The 23961-nt window shown below is 41.4% G+C and carries 20 protein-coding genes; 14 read left to right on the top strand and 6 right to left on the bottom strand.

Features of this window, described 5'->3' with window-relative positions:
- Position 1: 1 nt before the first annotated feature.
- The 3 genes from CRO21_RS00515 (at position 2) to hisA (ending at position 6859) form a co-directional block, all read left to right on the top strand.
- Complete coding sequence (locus CRO21_RS00515) at positions 2 to 3889, top strand: UvrD-helicase domain-containing protein (RefSeq protein WP_097077410.1); 3888 nt, start codon at positions 2 to 4, stop codon at positions 3887 to 3889.
- Positions 3890 to 3943: 54 nt separating this feature from the next.
- On the top strand, positions 3944 to 5716 hold the full coding sequence (gene recD, locus CRO21_RS00520) for an exodeoxyribonuclease V subunit alpha (protein WP_228150326.1): 1773 nt from the start codon (positions 3944 to 3946) through the stop codon (positions 5714 to 5716).
- Between the two features lie 411 nt (positions 5717 to 6127).
- On the top strand, positions 6128 to 6859 hold the full coding sequence (hisA, locus tag CRO21_RS00525; RefSeq protein WP_097077412.1) for a 1-(5-phosphoribosyl)-5-[(5-phosphoribosylamino)methylideneamino]imidazole-4-carboxamide isomerase: 732 nt from the start codon (positions 6128 to 6130) through the stop codon (positions 6857 to 6859).
- A gap of 144 nt (positions 6860 to 7003) precedes the next feature.
- Here the strand turns inward: hisA and thrC are convergent, their stop codons facing one another.
- From thrC to CRO21_RS00540, 3 genes are all read right to left on the bottom strand, one after another.
- Entirely contained in the window at positions 7004 to 8152 is a 1149-nt protein-coding gene (gene thrC, locus CRO21_RS00530) for a threonine synthase (RefSeq protein ID WP_097077413.1), read from the bottom strand.
- Positions 8153 to 8215: 63 nt separating this feature from the next.
- Complete coding sequence (locus CRO21_RS00535; protein ID WP_097077414.1) at positions 8216 to 9517, bottom strand: homoserine dehydrogenase; 1302 nt, start codon at positions 9515 to 9517, stop codon at positions 8216 to 8218.
- An 88-nt stretch (positions 9518 to 9605) separates the two neighbouring features.
- Positions 9606 to 10424 carry a DsbC family protein gene (locus tag CRO21_RS00540; protein ID WP_097077415.1) on the bottom strand — a complete coding sequence of 273 codons (819 nt, stop codon included), beginning with the start codon at positions 10422 to 10424 and terminating at the stop codon, positions 9606 to 9608.
- 246 nt (positions 10425 to 10670) lie between these two features.
- Here CRO21_RS00540 and CRO21_RS17495 point away from each other — a divergent pair, with 246 nt between their 5' ends.
- From CRO21_RS17495 to CRO21_RS00560, 5 genes are all read left to right on the top strand, one after another.
- A complete protein-coding gene (locus CRO21_RS17495) occupies positions 10671 to 10838 on the top strand; it encodes a hypothetical protein (protein WP_171293952.1) in 168 nt (55 codons plus the stop codon).
- Positions 10839 to 10885: 47 nt separating this feature from the next.
- Positions 10886 to 12298 carry a hypothetical protein gene (locus CRO21_RS00545; protein WP_097077416.1) on the top strand — a complete coding sequence of 471 codons (1413 nt, stop codon included), beginning with the start codon at positions 10886 to 10888 and terminating at the stop codon, positions 12296 to 12298.
- Between the two features lie 34 nt (positions 12299 to 12332).
- The gene (locus CRO21_RS00550; protein ID WP_141398103.1) at positions 12333 to 13379 is read left to right on the top strand and encodes an RHS repeat domain-containing protein; all 1047 of its coding nucleotides are present in this window, start codon (positions 12333 to 12335) and stop codon (positions 13377 to 13379) included.
- Positions 13380 to 13601: 222 nt separating this feature from the next.
- Positions 13602 to 15467 (top strand): RHS repeat-associated core domain-containing protein, encoded by a 1866-nt coding sequence (locus tag CRO21_RS00555; protein ID WP_097077418.1) that lies wholly within the window; start codon positions 13602 to 13604, stop codon positions 15465 to 15467.
- The gene (locus CRO21_RS00560; protein WP_228150327.1) at positions 15464 to 15955 is read left to right on the top strand and encodes a hypothetical protein; all 492 of its coding nucleotides are present in this window, start codon (positions 15464 to 15466) and stop codon (positions 15953 to 15955) included. The genes CRO21_RS00555 and CRO21_RS00560 overlap by 4 nt, the downstream gene beginning before the upstream one ends.
- 545 nt (positions 15956 to 16500) lie before the next feature.
- On the opposite strand, the gene xerD is transcribed toward CRO21_RS00560, so the two are convergent.
- On the bottom strand, positions 16501 to 17421 hold the full coding sequence (gene xerD / locus CRO21_RS00565) for a site-specific tyrosine recombinase XerD (RefSeq protein ID WP_097077419.1): 921 nt from the start codon (positions 17419 to 17421) through the stop codon (positions 16501 to 16503).
- A gap of 170 nt (positions 17422 to 17591) precedes the next feature.
- Between xerD and CRO21_RS00570 the strand changes: the two genes are divergently transcribed.
- Genes CRO21_RS00570 through CRO21_RS00580 form a run of 3 tightly spaced genes read left to right on the top strand, consistent with a single transcriptional unit; the run spans position 17592 to position 19972 of the window.
- A complete protein-coding gene (locus CRO21_RS00570) occupies positions 17592 to 17840 on the top strand; it encodes a FeoA family protein (RefSeq protein WP_097077420.1) in 249 nt (82 codons plus the stop codon).
- Between the two features lie 10 nt (positions 17841 to 17850).
- Positions 17851 to 19695, top strand: a complete 1845-nt coding sequence (feoB, locus tag CRO21_RS00575; RefSeq protein WP_097077421.1) for a ferrous iron transport protein B — start codon at positions 17851 to 17853, stop codon at positions 19693 to 19695.
- A gap of 22 nt (positions 19696 to 19717) precedes the next feature.
- Entirely contained in the window at positions 19718 to 19972 is a 255-nt protein-coding gene (locus CRO21_RS00580) for a DUF6587 family protein (RefSeq protein WP_097077422.1), read from the top strand.
- Positions 19973 to 20088: 116 nt separating this feature from the next.
- Here the strand turns inward: CRO21_RS00580 and CRO21_RS00585 are convergent, their stop codons facing one another.
- Positions 20089 to 20487, bottom strand: a complete 399-nt coding sequence (locus tag CRO21_RS00585; RefSeq protein ID WP_097077423.1) for a MerR family transcriptional regulator — start codon at positions 20485 to 20487, stop codon at positions 20089 to 20091.
- Positions 20488 to 20560: 73 nt separating this feature from the next.
- Here CRO21_RS00585 and CRO21_RS00590 point away from each other — a divergent pair, with 73 nt between their 5' ends.
- The 3 genes from CRO21_RS00590 (at position 20561) to CRO21_RS00600 (ending at position 22740) form a co-directional block, all read left to right on the top strand.
- Positions 20561 to 21202 (top strand): cation transporter, encoded by a 642-nt coding sequence (locus CRO21_RS00590; protein ID WP_097077424.1) that lies wholly within the window; start codon positions 20561 to 20563, stop codon positions 21200 to 21202.
- Positions 21203 to 21400: 198 nt separating this feature from the next.
- Positions 21401 to 22048, top strand: coding sequence for a response regulator transcription factor (locus tag CRO21_RS00595; protein WP_097077425.1), 648 nt, complete (start codon positions 21401 to 21403; stop codon positions 22046 to 22048).
- A gap of 179 nt (positions 22049 to 22227) precedes the next feature.
- Positions 22228 to 22740, top strand: coding sequence for a DinB family protein (locus tag CRO21_RS00600; RefSeq protein ID WP_097077426.1), 513 nt, complete (start codon positions 22228 to 22230; stop codon positions 22738 to 22740).
- A 408-nt stretch (positions 22741 to 23148) separates the two neighbouring features.
- Here CRO21_RS00600 and CRO21_RS00605 read toward each other — a convergent pair whose 3' ends face one another.
- The gene (locus CRO21_RS00605) at positions 23149 to 23910 is read right to left on the bottom strand and encodes a hypothetical protein (protein ID WP_097077427.1); all 762 of its coding nucleotides are present in this window, start codon (positions 23908 to 23910) and stop codon (positions 23149 to 23151) included.
- Positions 23911 to 23961 lie beyond the last annotated feature (51 nt).

Here is a 23961-nt window from a genome sequence, read left to right on the forward strand (position 1 = left end):
GATGAAGGCACAGGTCAATTATCAGGATCAACCGTTACAGCATTTAAAACTTGAAGGGCTGCATTTAATTGAGGCCTCCGCCGGCACAGGCAAGACATGGACCTTGTCCAGTTTAATGGTACGGATTCTCACCGAAAAATATATGCCGCGGCAGGTTGTTGCCACTACTTTTACCCGTGCGGCGGCGGCGGAGTTGAAATCCAGAATCCGGCATCGTTTGACCGATATTTATCATCTGGCATTACAGTGGCAACAACTTTCACCTGTGGACTATTCACAACAGCTTGCAACATTGAAAGATCCATTGGCACAATTGTTATTTACCCGATTTCAGCATGCAGAAGATGATCGACAAAATTTTGATTATTTGGTCAATCGCCTGAAACTGGTGATTGATAGTCTGGATGAACTTTTTGTCGGTACGATTGATAGTTTTACCCAAAAATTATTACGTGAATTTTCCTTTGAAAGTGGCGAAATCATGCCACGACAAATCAGTGAAGACGAACAGCAATATCCTTATCAGATTGTGCATGATGTGTTACGGGCATGGCTACAGCAGCAACCACAGAGTTTGGTTGATCTTTTGCTGCTGAGTCAGTCACTGGCTTCGATGGATAGTTATATTGTCACAGTTCAAAAGACCCTGAATTTTAGTCGGGCAAAACTTCAGCCCATCGATTGCCCGCAAATTGATTTGGCGCAATTTGAACAACTGCTGGCACAATTTAAGGATTGTGATTTTACTGCGATTGAAGAATTGGCAGATTATTATCAGGCAGATGGTCAATATATCAAGGAATGGAATGGCAGCAACTGGCGTAAGGGTGTTTTACAAAAACTGTTTAGCGAAACCTTGCCAGCTTTGCAACATGAATTGCGATTGAGCAATCGTTCGGTTTTGTTTGATAAAAATGCACTCGATGCATTTGAGCGATTATTGAAAATTGCCAATGCCTATGGCGTGAAAAATCCGCAATCCGCAGCGATGCAGGCATTTTATCAGCATCCGTTGATTCAACTGTTATGTCAATGTGCCAGCATACTGGATTGTACTCGTACGCAGCTGCAAACACTGGATCAATATCTGCGTTATTATTTGTGTGTTGAAGTGAAATCCCGTTTACCGCAAGTGTTATTGCAAGCGGGTGAAACCACATTTAACCAGCAGATTTCTACTTTAAGTGACGCTTTGAGTGATGAAAGAGGACAACGTTTGGCGCAGGCCATTCGGCAGCGTTATCCGATTATTCTGGTGGATGAGTTTCAGGATACCAATCAGGAACAGGATAATATGCTGCATGCGATCTGGCGTGATCACCAGCATTTATCCCAAAGTTGCTTTATCGCAGTAGGTGATCCCAAACAGGCGATTTATGGCTTTCGTGGCGGTGACATTCTCACTTATATCAATGCCTTTAATGATATCGCCGGCAAACAGGGCTGTTTTTATCGGTTGCGAGATAATTTTCGTTCCATACCAAGTTTGGTGCAAGCAGTGGATGCGCTGTTTCAACGGCAGATTCAGTTTGGTGAGGACATTGAATATTATGCGGCCAGCAATGGTTTAACTGATGATGCACCATTGATCGAGAATGGTCAAAAAGATACTCAGCCATTACGCTGGATAGAATTGAATGCTGAGCAAAACCCGAATGAAGCCTATATGGTTGCAGATAAAATTCGTTATTTATTGGCACAGGCGCAGCAAGGACAATTGTATATCGAGAAGTCGGTAGCGCAGAAATATCAGAATGATTCAGACAATCTAAAACATATCATCACTGCCGAAGATATTGCGGTACTGGCTGCAAGTAATTTTGAGTTGGATCAGATCCAGCGGCAACTCGAAGCCTTACATATTCGGGTCAACCGCACCACCCAAAACAGTGTATTTGCGAGTCAGGCAGCGCAGGATATGGGTGCCTTATTACAAGCGATGATGCTGCCCGAACAGGACGCAATTTTAAAGCGGGCCTTGCTCACGCCTGCAATTGGTCTGACACTGACGGACTTTTGCCAGTTTGAAACCGATGCGGAATTAATCAATACGCATGTGCAACATTTTCGTTTTGCCCGTCAGACATGGTTGCAAAAAGGTTTTTTAATTGCATGGGAATGGCTGGCAGCGCAATATCGTATCTGGCAGAATCTGGCGAAAAACTCTGGTGTCGATAGCGAACGTCATATCGTCAATACCCGACATTTGGTTGAGGTGCTAAGTCAGCACAGTCGTCATTATGCAAGTCTGCAACACCTGATTCAATGGTATGCCTTACAACTGGGGTCACCTGCACAGCGTGAATGGGAACTGGAACGTAAGCTTTCCAGCGAGTCCGGCGTACAGTTAATGACTATCCATAAATCCAAGGGACTGGAATTTAAAATTGTATTTCTGATGCATGCCAATAAGGAAGTCAAGTTTAAAAACGATGGCTTGGCTTTTTATCAGGAACAAAACACAAACGGAGCAGCCGAGCAAAACCAGAACAAAAATCTGGCACAGCCCAATCGGGTGATTGCCATTTCTTCCAGTCAAATAGAAGATAATCCGGCAGCTTTGCAAGCGCATCAGGATAAGCTGTTGGGGGAAAATAGGCGGCTGTGGTATGTGGCCTTTACCCGTGCCAGTTACCGGATTTATGCAGTCTTACAGCATCAGAAAACAGCTGCCAAGTTTGCCGGTGGTGCAGCATTCTGGTTGAATGCCAAGGCCGAGCCATTTGCACATCAGGCGCTAATGCTTGAAGATGCGGTCAGTCCACAGCTGCATTATCAGCATCAGTTGGAAACACCTGCCCGATTGTATGCGATCCCTTATCCAAGCCAGCAATTTTATCCGAAAAGCAGAACCAGTTTTAGTTATCTTGCGGCACATTTAAAACAGCAACAAGCCATTGATGCACTGGCCGCATTTGAACAGCATAATGGTGCTGCCGAAGATGAAAGTATTGCTTTGACGTTTTCTGAATATTCTCATGTGGTCGATTTACAGGATGCTGAGCATGATATTTTAACTGAGCAACAATCTTCTTTAGACTGGATTCGTATTCATTTTCCACGCGGTACCCTTGCCGGGAACTGTTTGCATGAAATCTTTGAAGTGATTGATTTTCAGGATCAAACCTTGTGGGATAAGGAAATTTATAAACAGCTCAATCATTATAGTCTATGGCCGGTTTTGATCGAAAGCTATCAACAGCAATATCCTGCTGGGGAACAGGATTTGACTGCAATTCGTTCCAGTTTGATTGCGCTGATTAAAACATGGTTACAACAGATTGTGGCAACGCCTATTTTATCTGATTCACAATTTTGCCTGAAAGATCTGGATGCTACACAACGTTTATCTGAATTTCCATTTTATCTGGCCTTGTCTGACAAGCGTTTTAATAGTCAGGCGATTCATGCCTTGTTTCTGGACTATGGCATTGCCATGCCTGAGTTTGAATCGGCCAATACGGCCCGTTATTTGAATGGTGCGATTGATTTGGTATTTTTTGATGGTCAGCGTTATCAGATCGCCGATTATAAAAGTAATTATCTCGGTGACTCGCTGGCTGATTATACTGTTGAAAACATTGAATACAGTATGTCGATGGCAAGTTACTGGTTACAGGCGAGCCTTTATTTAGTGGCTTTGCATCGTTATTTAAAAAATAATCTGGCTGCTTATCAACCAGAGCAACATTTGGGCGCTGCCAATTATTTATATCTACGCGGTATGACGGGTAAACAGTCTATGAAAATGGAATTTAATCCATTAAAACATGATGTTGAAAAATGTTATGGGGTAAAGTCATGGCAACCGGATTTACAGTTAATTCTGGATTTGGATACCTTACTGGGAACAACTGAACAATATCAGCCTGTGGATAACTCTGTGTAAAACCATATGGATAACTCTGTGAATAACCATGTGAATAAGTTTGAGGATAACACTGTGGAAAATCTGTTGAAAACTAGCGAAACTCAAACATGGTTTGAAAAATGGGCTGAATTTTTAACCCAGTCACCATTTTATCATGGCGAAAAAAAGCAGGAAATACAAAATATTATCAGTGAATTGTGTCAAAGTCTGGAGCAGGGGGATAGCTGTCTGGAGTTTGCTACATTACCTTCACAACTGGGCGAATTATGCCATGTAGTCCAAGGAGAAGAATTTGCCTATAAACCCTTGATTTGGGATGCACCCTATTTATATTTGCAGCGTTATTGGGCTTTGGAACATCATCTGGCACAGCGTGTTGTTGCCATGTTGAATCAGCAGGTCGAACCAGTCGATTTAAGTGCATTTCGCACCTTATTTGAAGATCCGTATCAGCAACAGGCATTGGCAGTTGGGGTAAACAGTGCTTTTGCCATGATTACCGGTGGACCGGGAACAGGGAAAACCTATATTTTGACCCGTATTGTTGCGGTATTGAAAAAAATCTATCCAGAAATGCGCATTGCCATGGCTGCACCGACCGGAAAAGCTGCACAGCGTATGCAAGAGGCATTGCAATCGGCTTTTTCTGATCCAAAGCTGATTGATGCTGGACTATATCATGCCGATTTTGCCCGGCAACAAACCCAGACTTTACATCGTTTGCTGGGAATGGGTAATCGGCAAGTGCCACGTTTTAACCGCAATAATCCTTTGCCGTATGATGTGGTGGTGGTTGATGAGGCTTCAATGCTGGATTTGAGTCTGGCAAAAGCTTTGTTCGATGCGGTTCATGCGCCTACGCGCTTGATTTTACTGGGTGATGCCAACCAGTTAAGCTCGGTAGATGTCGGTTATGTTTTGGCAGATTTACATCGGGTTAACGCATTGCAACCTTATCAGGTGAGATTGGTTCATAGTCGGCGTTTTTCCGATGATGCCAATATTGGCCGTTTTGCCCGATTCATCAATGCAGAGCAGGTAACTGGTGAAAAACTCACTGATCAGGATTGGTTGCAATACATTCAGCCACAACAGATCACAGCAGATCAGGATTTTAATATTGTACTGGCCGAAGATGAAGTAGAACAAGGACTGGCAAAGGATTGGGTGGGATATTATCCCTTAAGCAGTGAACCGACCAAGAATGAGATTAAAGCCTTATATGCTGTTCTTGCACGGGGGTATGATGATTATATTGCTGCGCTAAAACACTATCAGCAGGGATATATCAATAAGCAACAACTGAGTGAGGCATTTGATCGCTATAGGATTTTAGTGGTGATGCGTTATTTTGATTTGGGTTTGGACGCAGTGAATCAGGCCATGACATTATATGTTCGAGAAAAATTAAACATTGTACATGAAGGCGAATGGTTTTATGGTCGTCCGGTGATGATGGTCTATAATGATTATCAACTGGGCCTATCCAATGGTGATGTCGGTATCTGTATTTTTGATGACAACCAACCAGAGCAATACACAGTTTATTTTCCGAGTCTGCAAAAAGAAGTGGCTGCAGCACGTTTGCCGCAATCCATCCAGACTGCTTTTGCATTGACCATTCACAAATCACAAGGTTCGGAATTTCGTCATACTGCGGTAGTCCTTGATGACCGGGCCCAAGAACTGTTAAGTAAGGAATTGCTCTATACCGCAATTACCCGAGCCAAAAAAATGCTGAGTATTTATAGTTCGCCATTGGCATTAAAGCAAAGTCTGCAACATAAGACCCAACGTAAAAGTGGTCTGGTACAGCAGATTCAACGGCTTGAACAGTTGCCATGAGCCATTCGCTAGATATTTGAAAAGCTAAAAAATTATGTTGTACGTTTTGGCTTACATAGATTCAGGAAATTCACCAATAGTCGAATCTTGTGAGTTCTGTCAATATAGTCACATAAAGCTTGATCAGGAAGATCGAGTAACCCGCAATAATATATATTGATCGAGAGATCATGCGGACTTACAGTGACGTAAGGAAAATATCTCAGTCGAGATTGCAGTAATTTTAAGCCTTATCATTTTGGGAGAGATGATAAGGCTTTTATTTATGTAAAAATAACCACAACTATACTTCAAAATACAATAGTGCGATGCTTTTACATCAGTTTTACCTTCATAAGTATTTAGAGAAATCTCAATAGTTTGTTAAGATATCAGGCAATAGATAAAGTCTTGTATTTGAGGAGCAATGGCATGTTGATCATTCCTGCCATAGATTTAAAAGATGGAAAATGTGTACGCCTAAAACAGGGTCGTATGGAAGATGATACGGTCTTTTCTGATGATCCTGTGGCTACAGCACAGCATTGGGTGAACGAAGGTGCACGTCGTCTGCATTTGGTTGATCTCAATGGTGCTTTTGCAGGAACGCCGATTCACAAGCCAGTAGTGGAAGCAATTGCCAAAGCACAACCAGAATTACCAATACAAATTGGTGGCGGCATTCGTTCACTGGAAACCATTGAACACTATTTGGATGCAGGTGTGTCTTTTGTGATTATCGGGACAAAGGCAGTGCAAGAACCTGAATTTGTTGAACAGGCATGCAAGCAATTTGCCGGGCATATCATCGTGGGTATTGATGCCAAAGATGGACTAGTTGCGACTGATGGTTGGGCCAATGTTACCGATGTTAAAGCAGTTGATCTGGCCAAACGTTTTGCCGATGCAGGTGTCTCAAGTATTGTCTATACCGATATTGCCCGTGATGGCATGATGCAGGGTGTCAATGTTGAACAGACCGTATATTTGGCTGAATATTGTGGTTTACCTGTGATTGCATCAGGTGGTGTAACCAACCTTGATGATGTACGCCATTTAAAAGGCCATAAAGGGATTCTGGGTGCAATTACCGGACGTGCGATTTATGAAGGCAGCTTAAACCTTCGTGAAGCACAGCTATTGCTGGATGAAGAACAATTTTAATGATTAATCTGCTTGAACATATATTGTAGAAAGCAGACATTAAAGAAAAGTAGGGCATTCTATCCCTGCTTTTTTAATATACAAAAAAATCCTCCAAAATATTGGAGGATTTTGCTGACTCAGATCAAATCAATAATCTAAAAATTAGTCATCCATATTCGACAAAATAGATGTTTTAACATCATTCATCGTCGCATCAATGGTCAACATCACTGCATCAGAACATTGTTTGATGGCAGTATCTGGATCTTTTAAGCCATTACCAGTGACTGTACACACAATTACAGAACCTTCAGGAATTTTACCGTTTTTCACATCACGGATTGCACCACCAAGTGACGCCGCAGATGCTGGTTCAACGAATACGCCTTCATACATGGATAATAGACGTTGTGCTTCCAGAATTTCCTGATCTTGTAGTTCATCAAACCAACCGCCAGATTCTTTCATCACGGCATGCGCATGATTCCAGCTTTGTGGATTACCAATACGAATTGCGGTCGCAACAGTTTCAGGATTTTCTACCGGAGCACCACGCAAGAAAGGTGCTGCGCCCGCTGCCTGATAACCCAGCATTTTTGGACGAGCAGCGGTTGCTTCTGCGCCAGAGAACGCGTGGGTTTCTGGCTGGTAAACTGCACGGTTGCTTGCATATAGGCTAGGATCAACAGCTTGTTCTGAATAACCCATCCAATGTGCAGTAATATTGCCTGCATTACCAACAGGCAGACAGTGATAATCCGGTGCTTTACCCAAAGCTTCAACAATTTCAAATGCTGCGGTTTTTTGACCTTGCAAGCGGTATGGGTTGATTGAGTTCACGATGGTGACAGGTGCTTCATCAGCCACTTCTTTGACCAAGCGCATACCATCATCAAAATTCCCACGGATTTGCATGGTGATAGCACCGTACATCAACGCTTGCGCCATTTTACCCATGGCAATTTTGCCTTCCGGAATCAGTACAAATGCCTTGATACCGGCACGGGCAGCATAGGCAGCCGCAGCCGCAGATGTATTACCGGTAGAGGCACAGATAATGGCTTTGGAACCTTCTTCAACCGCCTTGGTTACAGCCATGGTCATGCCACGGTCTTTAAATGAACCTGTCGGATTTAAACCTTCGTATTTCACATAGATTTCAACGTCTTTGCCAATAATGCGAGGTATATTCTCAAGTTTGATCAGCGGTGTATTACCTTCACCGAGAGAAATAGCACGAGTAGTAGCAGATACAGGTAAACGATCACGATAGCGATCAACTAGACCAGTATAACGATTGGCATTCGACATGATGATGTTCCGATCAATTTATGTGAGTTAAGTGAGGGCATTGCCCTCGACTTGGTGTACAAATTAACTTTCCAGTGATTCTAAACGAATTCGCACAATTTCGCCACGTGTGGCAGGTAAAGCCTGAATTTTAGTTAAAGCGGTTTCCATTTTTGATTCGACGATAGGATCAGTCAGAATCACGATAGGAATTAAATCTTTTAAACGGGGTTGCTGCATGATGGCATCAATACTAATGCCTTCACGACTTAAAATGGTGGTGATGTCGGCAAGTACGCCGGTCTGGTCTTCTACATCAACACGCAGGTAATAACCCGTTGTCATTTCTTCACGATTTAAAATCGCGACATCGGAGAGTGCTTCAAACGCCAATTGTGGAATCGTCCCTGCACCATCTTCGGTATAAGAAATATCACGTACGATATCAATAACATCTGCCACGACTGCTGAAGCCGTCGGACCTGCGCCTGCGCCTGCACCATAGTACAAAGTTGGACCAACCGCATTGGCTTGTACCAGTACGGCATTTTTAACGCCATTGACATTGGCCAGTAATTGTTCTTGTGGAATCAATGTTGGATGCACTCGCAATTCGATCCCTTGGGGTGCACGACGTGCAATGCCCAGATGCTTGATACGAAAACCGAGTTCTTCGGCGTATTTGACATCCTGTGCGGTAATTTTACTGATGCCTTCGGTATAGACTTTATCAAACTGTAACGGAATACCAAATGCGATAGAGGCAAGCAGTGTCAACTTATGGGCTGCATCAATGCCTTCCACATCAAAAGTAGGATCGGCTTCGGCATAGCCCAATTCTTGTGCTTCTTTTAACACGTCTTCAAATGTACGGCCTTTTTCCCGCATTTCGGTTAGGATAAAGTTACCCGTACCGTTGATGATACCGGCAAGCCATTCGATATGGTTGGCTGCCAGACCTTCACGGATCACCTTGATAATGGGAATACCGCCGGCAACCGCAGCTTCATAGGCAATTTGAACCGCATGATCATCGGCTGCCTTGAATAATTCGTTACCGTGCTCAGCCAGTAATGCTTTATTGGCAGTGACGACTTGTTTGCCATGTTTAATGGCTTCTAGAATGACTTCATTGGCAGGGTGAATACCGCCCATGACTTCAACCACAATATCAACATCGGGTTGGCGAACAATATCTAAAAGGTCGGCACTTTGCGCGATGCCGTCTAAATTGAGTTCTGGATGAGGACGACGGATGCCAACATGGGTGATTTGGATTTCTCTACCTGTACGGCGTTTAATTTCAGCAGCATTTTCTTGTAGTAGTTTAAGAACTCCACCACCAACGGTCCCTAAACCGAGTATAGCCAGACGAACTGGTTTCACGTCAAACTCCATCATCTTATCAAAATATCGTTTAGATAATAGCTAAAAAGCGATGCCGACTCTAGGGCGAAAATCGCTTTTATGCAAATTATTTCTCATTTAAACGTTTAATTAGATCGGACGGCTCAATATAGCCACCCAGATATTTGCCATCTGCATTATAAACAGCAGGTGTACCATTTACACCAATATTCATACCCAGTTGATATTGGGCCAGAACTGGATTGTCACATTGAATAGCTTGTACCGGAATTCCATTGATTGATTGATCAAAGGCTGCTTTACGGTCTTCACTACACCAGATATTTTGCATGGTTGGGAAGTATTGTTCGCCACGTGGCCATGCAATATAACGAACCTCTATCCCTTTTTTATTGAGTTCGGGCAAATTCTCGTGGAATTTATGGCAATAGGGGCAGCTTGAATCGGTAAAGACATAAATAATATGTTGGGCTTTACCTTGAGCCTGATAAATAATCAGATCTTTAGGATCGAGTGCCGCAAATTTGGCTTTATTGTCGGCTGCCTGCAAATCTTCACTGACATGATGGATTTGTTTGTCACCCAGACGAATCACATCACCCTGAAAAATATATTTACCGTCGGCTGTTGCCAGTATCGCTGGAAAGCCGTCTAGTGTTACCCAATACATGTTGGCAATTTCGGTATTACGAATATTCAAAATTTTGGCCTTTAAGCCTGCTTTATCAAAGTTTGCCTGTAAGGTTTGCATCAGGCGTTGATGTGCATTATTTTCGGGTAATGTTGAGGCTTCGCCTGTGGCAGATGTTGTTGCAGTAATGGCTTCATCTGAGGACTTTTGATTTGCATCTTGTTTTGAACAGGCTGCAAAACTGAATGCACTGGCAATCATGAGTGTACTCATTGCAAGTTTGGAAAATTGCATAGAACGCCTTTTTTATATGAAAAATGAAAAATAATCGATGCCCAAGCATAGCAAAAAGCAAACTTACTGCCTAGTTGGCAAATGGTATTTAAGTTGTTTGGCAGTTAAATATGGAAAAACCGATGGATGGTGAGTAAAGATATGGATTATTTTGTAATAAAAGATTATTTTAAAAAAGGATCAAATAAATATTGATTAAATAAAAAATATTTGCAACTAAAAATGATTTCGATTCTGGAGTGAATAATGAAAAAAATAATTTTTCTACTTATTACAATCTGGTGTTTGCCGGGTTGTGGAGAGCAACAGAAAGAGGAAGGGCATGCAGGTCCCACAATTGATGTTGCCGCAGACTTAAAAAATTCTCCACAGGAAGTGCCAGTTACAGATAGTCGCAATTCATCAGAGCAATAATTTAGGGTTTTTCGTTTTAAGTACATATAACACATGGAAGATAATGTATGCAAAAAATAATAACATTTGCTGTCGCTTTATTAGCATGTAGTTTTTCTTTAGTACAGGCAGCAACTACACCAAATGGCGATGCTGTTTCTCAGGCGTATGCGATAAGTAGTGCTTTAAAAACACAGGAGCATATTCCCGGTATTAGCCTTATTGGTGGTCAGATTACACATAGTCAACCTGTTATTAGGTCTGGGAAATTGCCTTATATAATATCCTATGTTGGGTCGGTGCGTAATAGTCTATCTGCCTCGAATGATTATTTTGACCAGTTTCTAACGACAGGTGGGTGGACGGATAATTACCACAATAGTATCCGTTTTTATAGTTATAACGGTAGTGCAACCATTGGTTATTATGCGATTCGATTACCGGGTTCCAGACAGGAAGTCTGGTTGCGTAATACTGGTCGTTCGGTTTGCTCGGGTGGTGTACAACGTGCATTTTCTTCCGATGTTTTGGGAAATCTAGTGTATGCTACAGCAGCAAATATCGTCTGGTCGTGTACAACGCATGGTTATCAGTTTAGTGAAAATACAGGTGGTGGAATCACGATTAACTATCGAGGGACGATTTATACCACAACAAATTATTCGGTGACACAGTCTGGTACAAAATACTATCGTATTGCACAAGTGAACCAGCCACTGGGTAAAAAACTAAATTTTAGCTACGACAATAACTTAAATATGCTAAGTGTAATGGAAGAGCATAACAACAAGCTAAGTTTTTTAAGAAACTATAATACTCCAAACCAGACGATTGCAGATAAGCGACTGGTGACAGGGGTTGAACTTACGATGGCGGGTTCTAGTGTTAAACAGACTGCATCTTTAAGCTATGAAAGTTATAATAGTCAGGACGCAAATGGTCAATCAGGTTCAATTTTTTATCCGGTTACTGTAACTTCGGATGCATATGGTAAGACGACTTTTACGTATAAGCCGATTAAACAATGGGGTATCGATGGTTATCTTAAATCTAAAGGGATAACTGTTTCGAATAGTAATGCAGCAATATTGAGTTCAATTAAGAATGCTGCCAATATTACCCAGAGAGAATGGCTGGTTTCGCAAAATTATCTCAACTATGACTCCAATACTAAAACTTATGGTACGGCAAGAGTTACTTTACAAGTACGTTCTCCTGTGGATGCTAGTTATGCGAGTGATTACACAGTAAATTATGACGATAATAACCGTACAGTCGATGTGAATATCCGACCTGATGGCATGTCCACAGGAACGGTATATTATCGGATTACCCCCAAGCCCGTATATAAAACATCTATTGATGGCACAACTTATTACGATGATGGCGAAAGCGAAATTAGCATTACAGGTGGTTCTTTCCCTGCATTAACTATTGGGGGGGGATATCCCCAAAAAATTCGCTATACAAAGCTGGTATGATTATATAAAAAGCGTAGAGCTGGTGAATGGTCTAGTGATTACACAGACCCTTGATACCTCTGCCCGTCTAACTAACGTGACATATACTCATCCAAACCTACCTAGCAGGCAGATTAATTATACTTATGGTAATTTGTCTACTGGTACGGTGAATCCGTATCTTGTTCCAACCAAAGTGGTGGCATCTTATCTCACGATTACCAATATTGTGAATGGAAATGGTCAGATCATCAAACAAACCCAAACCTCCTCCCAAACTGGCAGTACGAGCAAAACAACGGACTATACTTATAGTAGTACAGGCTTAATTACGAGTGTTGATGGTCCACGAACTGGTGATGTAGACAAAGTAAGCTATGTTTATTATCCCAATGGGCATCTACAGTTGCAGTCGCAATATGTTGGAACAGCAATCCGAAGTACTACATATGGGGAATATAACCAGTTTGGGCAGCCTGAACGTATTGTTTATCCAAATGGACTGGTAGAACAGTTTGTCTACAATACGGATGGCATGGTAAAAAACCAGACTACAGGTGTAGGGGGTATTACAGGGACAATTACAGGACAAACTACAGCGTATGCTTATAATACGTTGAAACAGAAAATAAGTGAAACCAGTCCGGATGGAGAGGTTACAGTTTTTGCCTACGATAACATCGGGCGTTTAATTCAGACTACGTTAGCCAATGGTAATCGTATTAAAAAAACATATTTTCCTATTGGGATCGTTGCAAGTGAGAAGCATATTTCTGCTGCGAATTTTCTTGATGCAGAAAGTTATCAATATCTTGATGCCAATGGTCGAGTGGCTAAGGTTCAGCAAGGGAGGGAGAGCAACAAGGTATATATAATCTATGGCTATGATAATAATGGCAATGTGATTCAGACCACCAGTGCTACAGGTATCGTTGAGAAATGGAGTTATGATGGCTTTAACCGTCTGATAAGCCATACGGACGGTGCCGGAAATATAGATACCAAAGCGTACGACCCACAGGATAATATAATTCTGGCAAAAGATGCGTTAAATGCAGGAACCAATCCATTTAATTATCGTAATGGTCGTACACTGACATAGGAGATTAATAGCGACTACGGGACTAAAACGTATAGTTATAACGAAGCTGACCAGCTCACTCAGCATGTACATGGTATCAGAAAATGTAATTATAACAATCTGGATGAGATTGGGCGTTATCGGGCATTTGCTTGTACAGCGAGCAGTGGCACAACAGCGAATGAATACCAGATTAACGATAATTATCTATATGACCAGAGCCGTTATGGACGATTGGATAAGGTGAGTACTGGTCTAACAGGCTATGATGTCGATACTGTATATAGCTATGATGTTTATGATAGGATTTCTCAAAAAAGTACGGTTAATCAGTTATTTAACCGATATGCAGCTAAAAGTGGTCAAACCCTGAATGTAAGTTATGGTTATAGTATGGGAGGTAAGCCAAGTTCAATGACCTTGCCATCGGGGCGTAATATTACTTACAGCTATACCGCAACAGGAATGTTAAGCAGTATCAACTTAAATGGTAGTGCCTTGATTCGTAATATCACTCATGACGGTGCAAACCGTATTACAGCCTGGTGGTGGGGAGCATCGGGTGGTGCACGTTATATTCGGTCCTATAATTATAATAATATAGGAACAATTGATGCGATTTTGAATTATAATCAGGCTGAAACAACCAATTATGTTTTAACTCATCGTTATGATGCAGATGGGCGAGTTACGACAATTAACCGCAATACAGGAACAATTGATAATTATGTTTATGATGCTGCGAATCGACTCAAGAGTGAAAGCCGACATACCAATGGCGTAGCAACTTATAGTATAAGTTATGGTTATGATAAAAATGGTAATCGTATTAGTCTGAGTGCAACAGGACAGCATCTACAGCCAGCTGCAAATGCGAGTTATGCATATTCCGGCAATAAACTGGCAAGTTTTAGTAAAAATAATGTAGCACAAAGCATAAGCCATACCGCAAATGCCGAGTTGAACTATGGAACATATTTACCCGCTTATGATAATGGAGGACGACGTAAAGTAGACCGTTTAAATACCAATAATTACTATGATATGAACTATAACCATAAAAATGAGCGTAGTTATAGGGGCTATGTTGTTAATGGAGCTGTATCGACCATGACACAATATATCTATGATGAAGATAGCCATTTGATAGGTGAATATAACAAGAATGGTGTACAGGTAGAATATGTATGGTTAGGGGACATACCTGTTGCAGCGATATATGGCAGTGGCACAAATACCAAAATCTACTATATTGTGACAGATGCCCAGAACACGCCAAGACGGTTAATCGACAGTGTAAGTCATGCAGTTGCATGGAGTTGGGATTCGACAGCATTTGGCTTGGGCAATCCTGTTGGCACAGTGACGTTTAACCTGCGCTTTCCGGGACAGTATTATGATGCAGCGACAGGGCAGTTTTATAATCATAATCGCTACTATAATCCTGAACTAGGACGTTATATGGAAGCTGATCCGATTGGATTGGAAGGTGGATTGAATCCATATGCCTATGCAGGAAATAATCCTGTAATGAATGTTGATCCGAGTGGGTTGTATAGTTTTGATTTGACACCTGCTTTTAATAATCAATTAAGTAATATTTTTGAAAGAACTGCTTCCAGAACAGCTTTAGGCTGGGGAGCAGCAGTAGTTGAGCCATCTCCATTTGGAGAGATAATAATGGGCGTAACTACAATAGGGATAGCTGGATATGAAACTTATAAAAATTTTTCAGTAAAAGATTATGTAACTTCATCTGGTATTAAAATAGAGCTAAATAAAAATTATCCTGAAGATCGATTTATATTTAGAAGTGGCTCAGGAACTAATATGAACTTGACACCAAGAGAAGTAGATGTTGGTGGTCTTTCTTACTCTTTAGCTCCTCCATCTCAAAATTATACATTTACTACGTTATCAACTGTAAATTCTACAGGTATTTTAAAGGCTGTGGTTGATAATCCTAGGCATGTATCTGTTTTTCCAGTAAATCAAGCAACAATGAAGGGATGGATAGCAACTCGTGGGAATGCTGAAAAATCGCCTCATCCATATACACTTTTATTAAAAAGTATTAGCTTAAAAAGAGCAGCAGGTGAACAACCATGAAAATCTTGTTAGAGTCTGATGAAATCAATAAATTAAAGAAGGAACTTGTAAAGAGTGATTTACATATTCTTGATATAATTGATTTGGCATTTATTATTAAAAGATTGATACGAGATGGAAAGTTGAACTTTATGGATTTAATAGATCCAGTTCCATCTATGCAATGGGAAAATATAGCTAGAATCTTGCCTTATCTACCTAAAAGTATATTAATAGAAAATTTAGATTATTTCTTAGAGTGGTTTATGGATTTAAATTGGTATGGTTCAAGAATATTATATGGTTATTTGGCTGAGATGGATATAAAACTATTGAAGGCATCATTCAATAGGGTTTTAAAAAAGGCAATAGATTTAGATGATTCAGATTGGGTTTGGTTTTTAATGGTTTTTATGAAAGATGAATTAGTTGATTTAGAAGAGTTCTTTACAGAAGAAATTGAATTGGGGCTTCAATATTTGGATAGTAAAGGAATAGAGTTTGATTGAGTTTATTAAAAGATGATTGTATTACAGTTCCTTGTTGGAACGTTAAATGGAATCTGATCCTGAACGAGTTTAAAGCATTGCTTTAAACGAAGTGCAAGACGTAGTGGGATTGGAAGGTGGATTGAATACTGAACGAGCTTAAAACATTGTTTTAAGCGAAGAGCAAGATGCAGGGAATAACCCTGTGATGAATGTTGATCCGAGTGGGTTGGCGTTGGAATCAATAGAAAATTATGCATTTCAACTGAATGATAGTATGAATCAAGCATGGTTAAATAATTTTCCAACATCCACAACCCGGAGCAAGAGCAAGAGCAAGAGCAAAGCATTGCTTTGCTCGCAGCGCAAGGCGCAGCAGGGGACAGGGCCGTTTTTTGACACTACGTCGTTATGAATAGTTCATTTAGAATGACTAAATTTCACTATTCATGCCTTGTATTGCCTAAAAAACCTTGCGCCGTATACAGCTCATGTTGCAAACATAGACGAAGTGTCAACAGACCCACGGGTAAATACACGGTTCTAAATCTGTGATTTGAAGTCGGTTAGCCACGTGGATGAAATTGCTGATGAATCTGCTGCATACGCGCTTGCGCGACATGGGTATAAATCTGGGTGGTAGATAAATCAGCATGGCCAAGCAGCATTTGTACGACACGCAGGTCTGCGCCGTGATTGAGTAAATGGGTGGCAAAGGCGTGACGCAAGACATGTGGCGATAGCTCATGCTGAATATTGGCGATTAGGGCATAGCGTTTGATCGCATACCAGAAATTTTGCCGTGTCATGATACCGCCATGCTGAGTCAGAAATAACGCATCCGTGGTGTTCTTATATAAAGTCGGACGGGCAGAATGCAGATATTCTTTTAACCATTCTATGGCGATTTCACCCAGAGGGACCAGACGTTCCTTATTGCCTTTGCCCTTGATGCGGACAAAACCCTGTTCCAGATTCAGCATCTGGGTTTGTAAGCCAATTAACTCACTAACACGTAGGCCACAGGCATATAAGACTTCTAGCATTGCGCGATCACGTAATCCTAAGGCAGTGCTGGTATTCGGTGCATTAATTAAGGCTTCAACCTCTTGTTTTGACAGGTCTTTGGGGAGGCTGCGGCCCTGTCTTGGGGTCTTATGTTCGGCCAGTGGATCATCCTGCCGTAATCCGGTTTCTCTTAAAAATTTAAAAAACTGGCGTAGTGCAGACATATAGCGTGCAATCGAACGTGGACTTTTGGCTTGTGCCGTGAGTGCCAGCAAAACGCTTTTGACCTCTTCAGATTGCCATTCCGGTAAAGCAGTCTGATGCAAGTCCGAACATTGAATTAAATCTGATAAATAAGCATTTCGGGTATGGATACTGCTGCTATGGCTGATCAAATAGTCACGAAATCCCTGTAAATAGGGTTTGTCCTGTGGGATGGTGACAGGTGTTGGCTGTCTGAGTTTTTTTGCCTGTAACATCGGCTGACTAATCTATTAAAAAAGATAAAATAGCAAAATCCATGTGCATATTGAAGTTAAACGGTCAAATTTCTTTTATAAAATGAAAATCAACTACATTAGTAAATATTCTCATTTGACGTTATAATGTAGCATGATTAAATGATTGAACTATAGCTAGGGCGAATACTGTGCGTTTAACTGAATTAAAAACTAAGCAGCCAGCCACGATTAATCAGATTTACCATTTGAACCGTCCGGAAGATGGCTCAGAAGATGGTATTGCAACACGATTAATGAGTTTAGGCTTTGTACCGGGTGAAAAAGTCGAGGTGCTCACACGAGGCCTATTTGGCGGTGAACCAATTTTGGTCAAAGTTGGTTTTTCCCGCTTTGCATTACGTCGTAATGAAGCTGATCGCATTGAAGTAAACATATAGGACACTTGATATGAGTAGCGATGTATTACGTGTTGCATTGGTCGGCAACCCTAACTGTGGTAAAACCTCCCTGTTTAATAATTTAACTGGCACCAAGCAAAAAGTTGCCAACTACGCAGGGGTAACCGTAGAGCGCAAGGAAGGTTTTTTTAATCTGGCCAGTGGACAGCCTGTCCGTGTTCTGGATTTACCGGGTGCCTATAGCTTAAATGCAGCAAGTCCGGATGAGGCGATTACCCGGGATGTGTGTAAAGGGATTATAAGCAGCGAGGCTCATCAAGATGCCTTTTTGTATATCGTTGATGCCACCAATCTGAAATTACATTTAAATTTATTGTTAGAGATTGCTGCGCTTAAACGCCCGATGCTGATTGTGCTGAATATGATGGATGAAGCACGTCGTCGTGGTATTCAAATCAATCCGCAGGCTTTATCACAGGCTTTGGGTGTGCCTGTCGTTGAAACTGTGGCAGTCAAGCAAGGTGGTGTACAAAATCTGTTGAAATCTTTGGAGCTCAAGGATTTTGCGGTATCTACCTTTGTGCCGCAACAGGATATTAGTAAAGATATTCAGACTATTTTTGATGCGACCGTAACTTCGGTTGTGGGCGAAGACCAGCGTACTTCATTTTTGGATAAGATCTTTTTGCATCCTGTATTTGGTCTGATTGCACTGGCTGTGATGATGTTTGTGGTGTTTCAGGCGGTATTTGCCTGGGCTGCACCATTTATGGATTTGATCGAAACCTTCTTTGGCTGGTTGGGTGAAGTCGTGGGTGAATATATCTCACAACCCTTACTGCAAAGTTTGGTGGTCGATGGCATCATCGCTGGTGCCGGTGGTGTGGTGGTGTTCCTGCCACAGATTTTAATTCTATTCTTTTTTATTTTATTACTGGAAGAATCGGGTTATTTACCACGTGCAGCATTTTTGCTGGATAAACTGATGTATCAGGCGGGCTTAAGTGGACGAGCGTTTATTCCGTTATTGTCCAGTTTTGCCTGTGCGATTCCCGGTATTATGGCGACGCGGAGTATTAGCGATCCTCGGGATCGTTTTACCACCATTCTTGTTGCGCCATTGATGACATGTTCTGCTCGACTTCCGGTTTACGCTTTATTGATTTCTGCTTTTATTCCTCAGCAGATCATCGGCGGCGTTTTAAATTTACAGGGTTTGGTGTTATTTGGCCTGTATATGGCAGGAATTGTGAGTGCCTTGATCGTCTCTTATATCGTCAAATTATTCCGCAAAGACAAGTCCGAGCATGCATTGCTGATGGAGTTACCAAGCTACCGTATTCCGGATTGGCGCAGTATTCTGCTGGGTGTCTATGAACGTGGTAAAATATTTATGAAGCGTGTTGGTGGCATCATCTTCGCTTTATCTATTTTGCTCTGGTTTTTGTGTACTTTCCCGCAACCGCCCGAAAATGCAACGATGCCGGATATAGATTACAGTTTTGCCGGGATTATTGGACACTGGATACAACCTTTGTTTGCGCCTATCGGTTTTCCTTGGCAAGTCTGTGTTGCCTTAATTCCTGCGATGGCTGCCCGTGAAGTTGTGGTGGCGGCGCTGGGTACAGTCTATGCGCTGTCTGGTGATGAGGATGCACAGGCACAAAGTTTGGCTGCCTTAATCAGCTCGCCCGACTCTGGATGGACACTGGCAACAGGTTTATCCTTATTGGTATGGTTTATTTATGCACCGCACTGTCTGGCAACGTTGGCAACAGTCCGGCGTGAAACAGGTTCTTGGCAGAATGTTGCGATCATGACGGTATATTTATTCGGCTTGGCTTATGCGATGTCATTTATTACCTATCAGGTTGCGTTACGTATCCTTGCTTAAACAATTGGAAGAGGAGAAGACAATGATTCAATATCTCATTATTGCTGTTTTGCTGTTATGGAGTAGTGTTGTTGTCTTTAAAAAGGTGATGCCGAATACGGCAAACAAGACCTTTCTGGCAATTTCAATGTTTTTTAAACAGCAAGGCTGGCATGGTTTGTCCAAGCGATTCGCACCCAAACAGTCTAGTGGATGTGGTGGCGGATGTGGCTGTGGCAATGAATCGGATTCTGCCAGTAAACATTCTCAAGAAATTAAAACCGTGAAGTGGAAATAAACCGCAATCAATTATTTGAGATGCATTTGCAATTGTAATGATGGCAAATGCATTTTTTATTTTAAGGTTTAAGATCTGAGTCATTTGATTCAATATACTGGTTCAAAAGACACTTTTTATATGTGTTCCAGCGTCTTGATAATTTGGCAGTGTTCCACTGTAGTACTTTCATTACAGGACTGGCGCAATTGCTGGAGTTGGGTTTGAAATTGCTGTAAAGCCAGAATTTTTTCATTCACCTCATGCAAATGTTTTTCAATTAATACATTGACCGCATGGCAATTTTGTTGTGGATACTTGAGTAATTCATTCAATGTGCTGATTTCATGAATGGCGATGCCAAGATCACGACAATGTTTGATAAATAATAATTTTTTTAATGCTTCTTGATCGTAATAACGATACTGGTTGTCGGCACGGAAAGTTGGCTGAAGCAGATTTTTCTTTTCATAAAACCGAATGCTATCTACTGAAACCTGTGCTTTTTCTGCCAGCTCACGAATTTTTAATAACATATTGTTTTCCCCTTGACCTTAGAGTTAGACCATAGTTTCTAATGATTGTAAAAGCAATCAAGAGGATTAAGCAATGGCATGTTGTTGTACACCTGAACCCCCCAAGCAAAACCGCTCGTATCCTGCAAAATTTAAAATGGCTTTATGGATTGCACTGGTGATTAACCTCAGTTTGTTTATCGTTGAGGTCATCGGTGGTATTTATGCGCATTCATCATCGCTTTGGGCTGATGCACTGGATTTTGCCGGTGATAGCATGAACTACGCCATTTCATTGGCTGTTCTAGGCATGAGCCTGTATTGGCGTGCCACTGTGGCCTTGCTTAAAGGGGTGACCATGGCCAGTTTTGGTATTTTTGTCCTGATTAAAATGTGTTATGCCTATACGCTTGGGATTGTTCCAGAAGCAATGACGATGGGGCTTATTGGGATATTGGCTTTAATCGCCAACGTGATTTGCGCAGTAATTTTATATGCTTTTCGTGATGGTGATGCCAATATGAAATCAGTCTGGCTATGTAGTCGTAATGATGCGATCGGCAATATTGCCCTGATTTTTGCCGCAATTGGTGTCTTTGGTACGAACAGTATTTATCCTGATCTGCTGGTTGCCTTGATCATGGCGGTATTAGGGATCAGTGCCGGATACACCGTGATCAAACATGCCTTACTGGAAAGGAAACTTGATAAAGCAGTTGAAAACAAGTGCTGTTAATAATGGTTTAGGATCGGGGGGAAATCTCTACAGTGTGAATTATTTTAGTCTTTATGACTAAAACCTAAAAAAATCATATTTTTTGATATCTATTTGATGAAATTGTTTTTATTGTATTTTGGCATACCTCTGTGAATTTATGTTAAAATTTGATCTGCCAATAGACTGAACGCTCGCAAGGATGGAATACCTACGTCTATGAATATTTTAATTGTTGACGATCATCCACTATTTCGCCATGCCCTGATTCAGGCTGTACGATATAGCCTGCCTCAGGCACAAATCAGCGAAACCGCATCAGTTGCCGAGTTTTATCAGCGACTGGAAACAGGCCCAGAACCAGATTTGGTTTTACTGGATTTACATTTGCCTGGTGCATCAGGGTTTTCCGCGCTGGTTCATGTTCGTGCCCAATATCCTGTGATTCCGATTATTGTGGTTTCTGCACATGAAGAAGCCAATATTATTCAGCGTTCGATTGCACATGGGGCAATGGGCTATATTCCAAAGTCGGCGCCACCTGTACATATTGGTGAAGCGATCAAAACTGTGCTGGAAGGTGATATCTGGTTGCCACCGAATTTATTGCAATCTTATCATGATCCACGTGCTGCCAATGAAACTGAACTGGCAGAACGGATTCAATCCTTAACACCGCAACAATTCAGAGTGCTGATGATGGTTGCAGAAGGGTTGTTGAACAAACAGATTGCCTATGAACTGGATGTGTCTGAAGCGACAATCAAGGCGCATGTCACAGCAATTTTTAGAAAGCTAGGGGTGCAAAATCGTACGCAAGCAGTATTGGCAATCAATGCCCTAAATATTGAAGATCAGCGAATATAATTGAGCATGTAAGTCAAGCATGCCAAAAATTCTGATTTTAAAAATTTAATTGCCATGCTCTAAGACGTTTTGAATTTGCTACCTTAGCTGATGACGTGTTTGCTCTCCAGATAATATGGGGAGAGCGAGCGCAAAGCTGATTAATTAAATGGGCCATAAATAGACCGAGTAGAGCGGTGATGGATTTAAAAACTTTTGAATTACTGGCACATTACAATATCTGGGCAACTCAAAGACTGAAAGACGTTTTAGCAGACGTTTCGGATCAAGATTTCTTTACAGACAGCGGCCTATATTTCAAGAGTATTTTTGCGACCTTAAATCATTTGTTGGTGGGTGAGCATTATCTCTGGTTTCCACGATTTGCGACAGGCACTTCGGCAAGATTGACGCTAAACACCATTATTGAACAGGATCGTCATATTTTAACCAGCACCTTACTGGAAAAATCCCATCATTGGCTTGGCTTTTTAAACGATTTGGATGAGCAACGACTTGCGCAGAACCTGCATTATCAAACCTCATCTGGGCAGGATATGGTGTTACCTTATGCAGCAACTTTATTACACGTGTTTAATCATGGCACACATCATCGAGGTCAAATAACTGCTGCTTTGACGGCGATGGGCTATCCTTGTCCGGAACTGGATCTGGTGTATATGTTGATTGAAGAGAAAAATAATAAGGATTAAAATCAGGCTTGTACGTTATTTACATCGTGTTAACAAGCCCTTAAATGATGAATTATTAACGTGAATTCGGGATAAGGTGAGTAGAAGAAATTGGTTTCGTAGCAGCATCCGCTGCTTGTTCGAGGTCAGAAAATTATCTGCAAGATAATGTTTTTAAAATAATTTTTTCTTTAGCAGTATTTGACCGAGTTCGCAGCGGACAAATGGTTTTGCCTACTTTTCCCGAAAGAAAAGTAGGTCGAACCGAAGGTTTATCCTAAAATATGCATAATCTTGTAAGACTCCGTCGTGATTCTTTTATTGAAATTAATTTTATTTATACAAAACAAATACTTTTATCCCGAACTGACGTTAGGTTATTTATATCGTGTTAACAAGCCCTTAAATGATGAATTATTAAAACAACGATTAAACCAGATAATCCTGTTTGCTGGTTTGATCTGCACAGTTTAAAGGATTTAAGGCACATTGCAGCTCTTCAATTTGTTCCTCGGTCACCAGCTGCTGTGCAAGGAAAAATTCTGCTACGGTTTCATCTCTTAAACTTAAAAATACCGGATCATAGACACCCAATTGGCTAAATAATACTGCTGTTTCCAGACAGTTAAACCGTTCAAGGAAAACCTGATCTTCAAAGGTTAAAAACAAATGTTCGTATTCAGCCTCACCATCGACACGGAGTTGTTTTGCCAGTTGTTCCGGTTTGGTTTTGATCCATAATAAATCTGATAGCTCATCAAATTGGCTAAGATCAATACAGAGTCGTCCGGTTTTTACCAAACCCAACCATGTTTTAAATACAAGAACTGCACCACCTCGTAATAACATACTCCAGATTTGATGGCGTGTTTCATGATTCAGATCATCAGACATAGCAGTTAGAATATCCAGGAAACGATCTTCCTGCTTTGCCAGTTGGTCAAATAGCCCCAGACCCTGCGGGTGATAGGCAGTCGGTGAAAAAACATCAAAATTTAGTCGTTTGAATACTGTCAGGGCAAGTGGAATCGCACTTTGATAAATGGTGTCCAGTGCAGTAATCTGGGCCGGCGTCAGGCTTTGCTGTTCAAACAGGGCTTGCCAGTCGATATTTGGGAGAAGGGCATTTTCGGCATATTGACGTTGCAGGCTTTGCATCGCATGCAGATTTTGGTGGGTGCTGATATTCATGTCGATGATCCTTTTAGCATCTATCTTATATCTCTTATTCTTATACGCTGA

Origin of the sequence: Acinetobacter puyangensis (assembly GCF_900096995.1) — a bacterium.
Lineage (GTDB): Bacteria > Pseudomonadota > Gammaproteobacteria > Pseudomonadales > Moraxellaceae > Acinetobacter > Acinetobacter puyangensis.

Excerpts from the sequence above, each read along its gene's own strand:
- CRO21_RS00590 (WP_097077424.1), top strand. The coding sequence starts at position 20,561 with ATGGCATGTTGTTGTACACCTGAACCCCCCAAGCAAAACCGCTCGTAT.
- feoB (WP_097077421.1), top strand. The coding sequence starts at position 17,851 with ATGAGTAGCGATGTATTACGTGTTGCATTGGTCGGCAACCCTAACTGT.
- CRO21_RS00540 (WP_097077415.1), bottom strand. The coding sequence starts at position 10,424 with ATGCAATTTTCCAAACTTGCAATGAGTACACTCATGATTGCCAGTGCA.
- CRO21_RS00515 (WP_097077410.1), top strand. The coding sequence starts at position 2 with ATGAAGGCACAGGTCAATTATCAGGATCAACCGTTACAGCATTTAAAA.
- CRO21_RS00600 (WP_097077426.1), top strand. The coding sequence starts at position 22,228 with ATGGATTTAAAAACTTTTGAATTACTGGCACATTACAATATCTGGGCA.
- CRO21_RS00545 (WP_097077416.1), top strand. The coding sequence starts at position 10,886 with ATGCAAAAAATAATAACATTTGCTGTCGCTTTATTAGCATGTAGTTTT.
- CRO21_RS17495 (WP_171293952.1), top strand. The coding sequence starts at position 10,671 with ATGAAAAAAATAATTTTTCTACTTATTACAATCTGGTGTTTGCCGGGT.
- CRO21_RS00580 (WP_097077422.1), top strand. The coding sequence starts at position 19,718 with ATGATTCAATATCTCATTATTGCTGTTTTGCTGTTATGGAGTAGTGTT.
- CRO21_RS00595 (WP_097077425.1), top strand. The coding sequence starts at position 21,401 with ATGAATATTTTAATTGTTGACGATCATCCACTATTTCGCCATGCCCTG.
- thrC (WP_097077413.1), bottom strand. The coding sequence starts at position 8,152 with ATGTCGAATGCCAATCGTTATACTGGTCTAGTTGATCGCTATCGTGAT.
- xerD (WP_097077419.1), bottom strand. The coding sequence starts at position 17,421 with ATGTTACAGGCAAAAAAACTCAGACAGCCAACACCTGTCACCATCCCA.
- hisA (WP_097077412.1), top strand. The coding sequence starts at position 6,128 with ATGTTGATCATTCCTGCCATAGATTTAAAAGATGGAAAATGTGTACGC.
- CRO21_RS00585 (WP_097077423.1), bottom strand. The coding sequence starts at position 20,487 with ATGTTATTAAAAATTCGTGAGCTGGCAGAAAAAGCACAGGTTTCAGTA.
- CRO21_RS00560 (WP_228150327.1), top strand. The coding sequence starts at position 15,464 with ATGAAAATCTTGTTAGAGTCTGATGAAATCAATAAATTAAAGAAGGAA.
- CRO21_RS00605 (WP_097077427.1), bottom strand. The coding sequence starts at position 23,910 with ATGAATATCAGCACCCACCAAAATCTGCATGCGATGCAAAGCCTGCAA.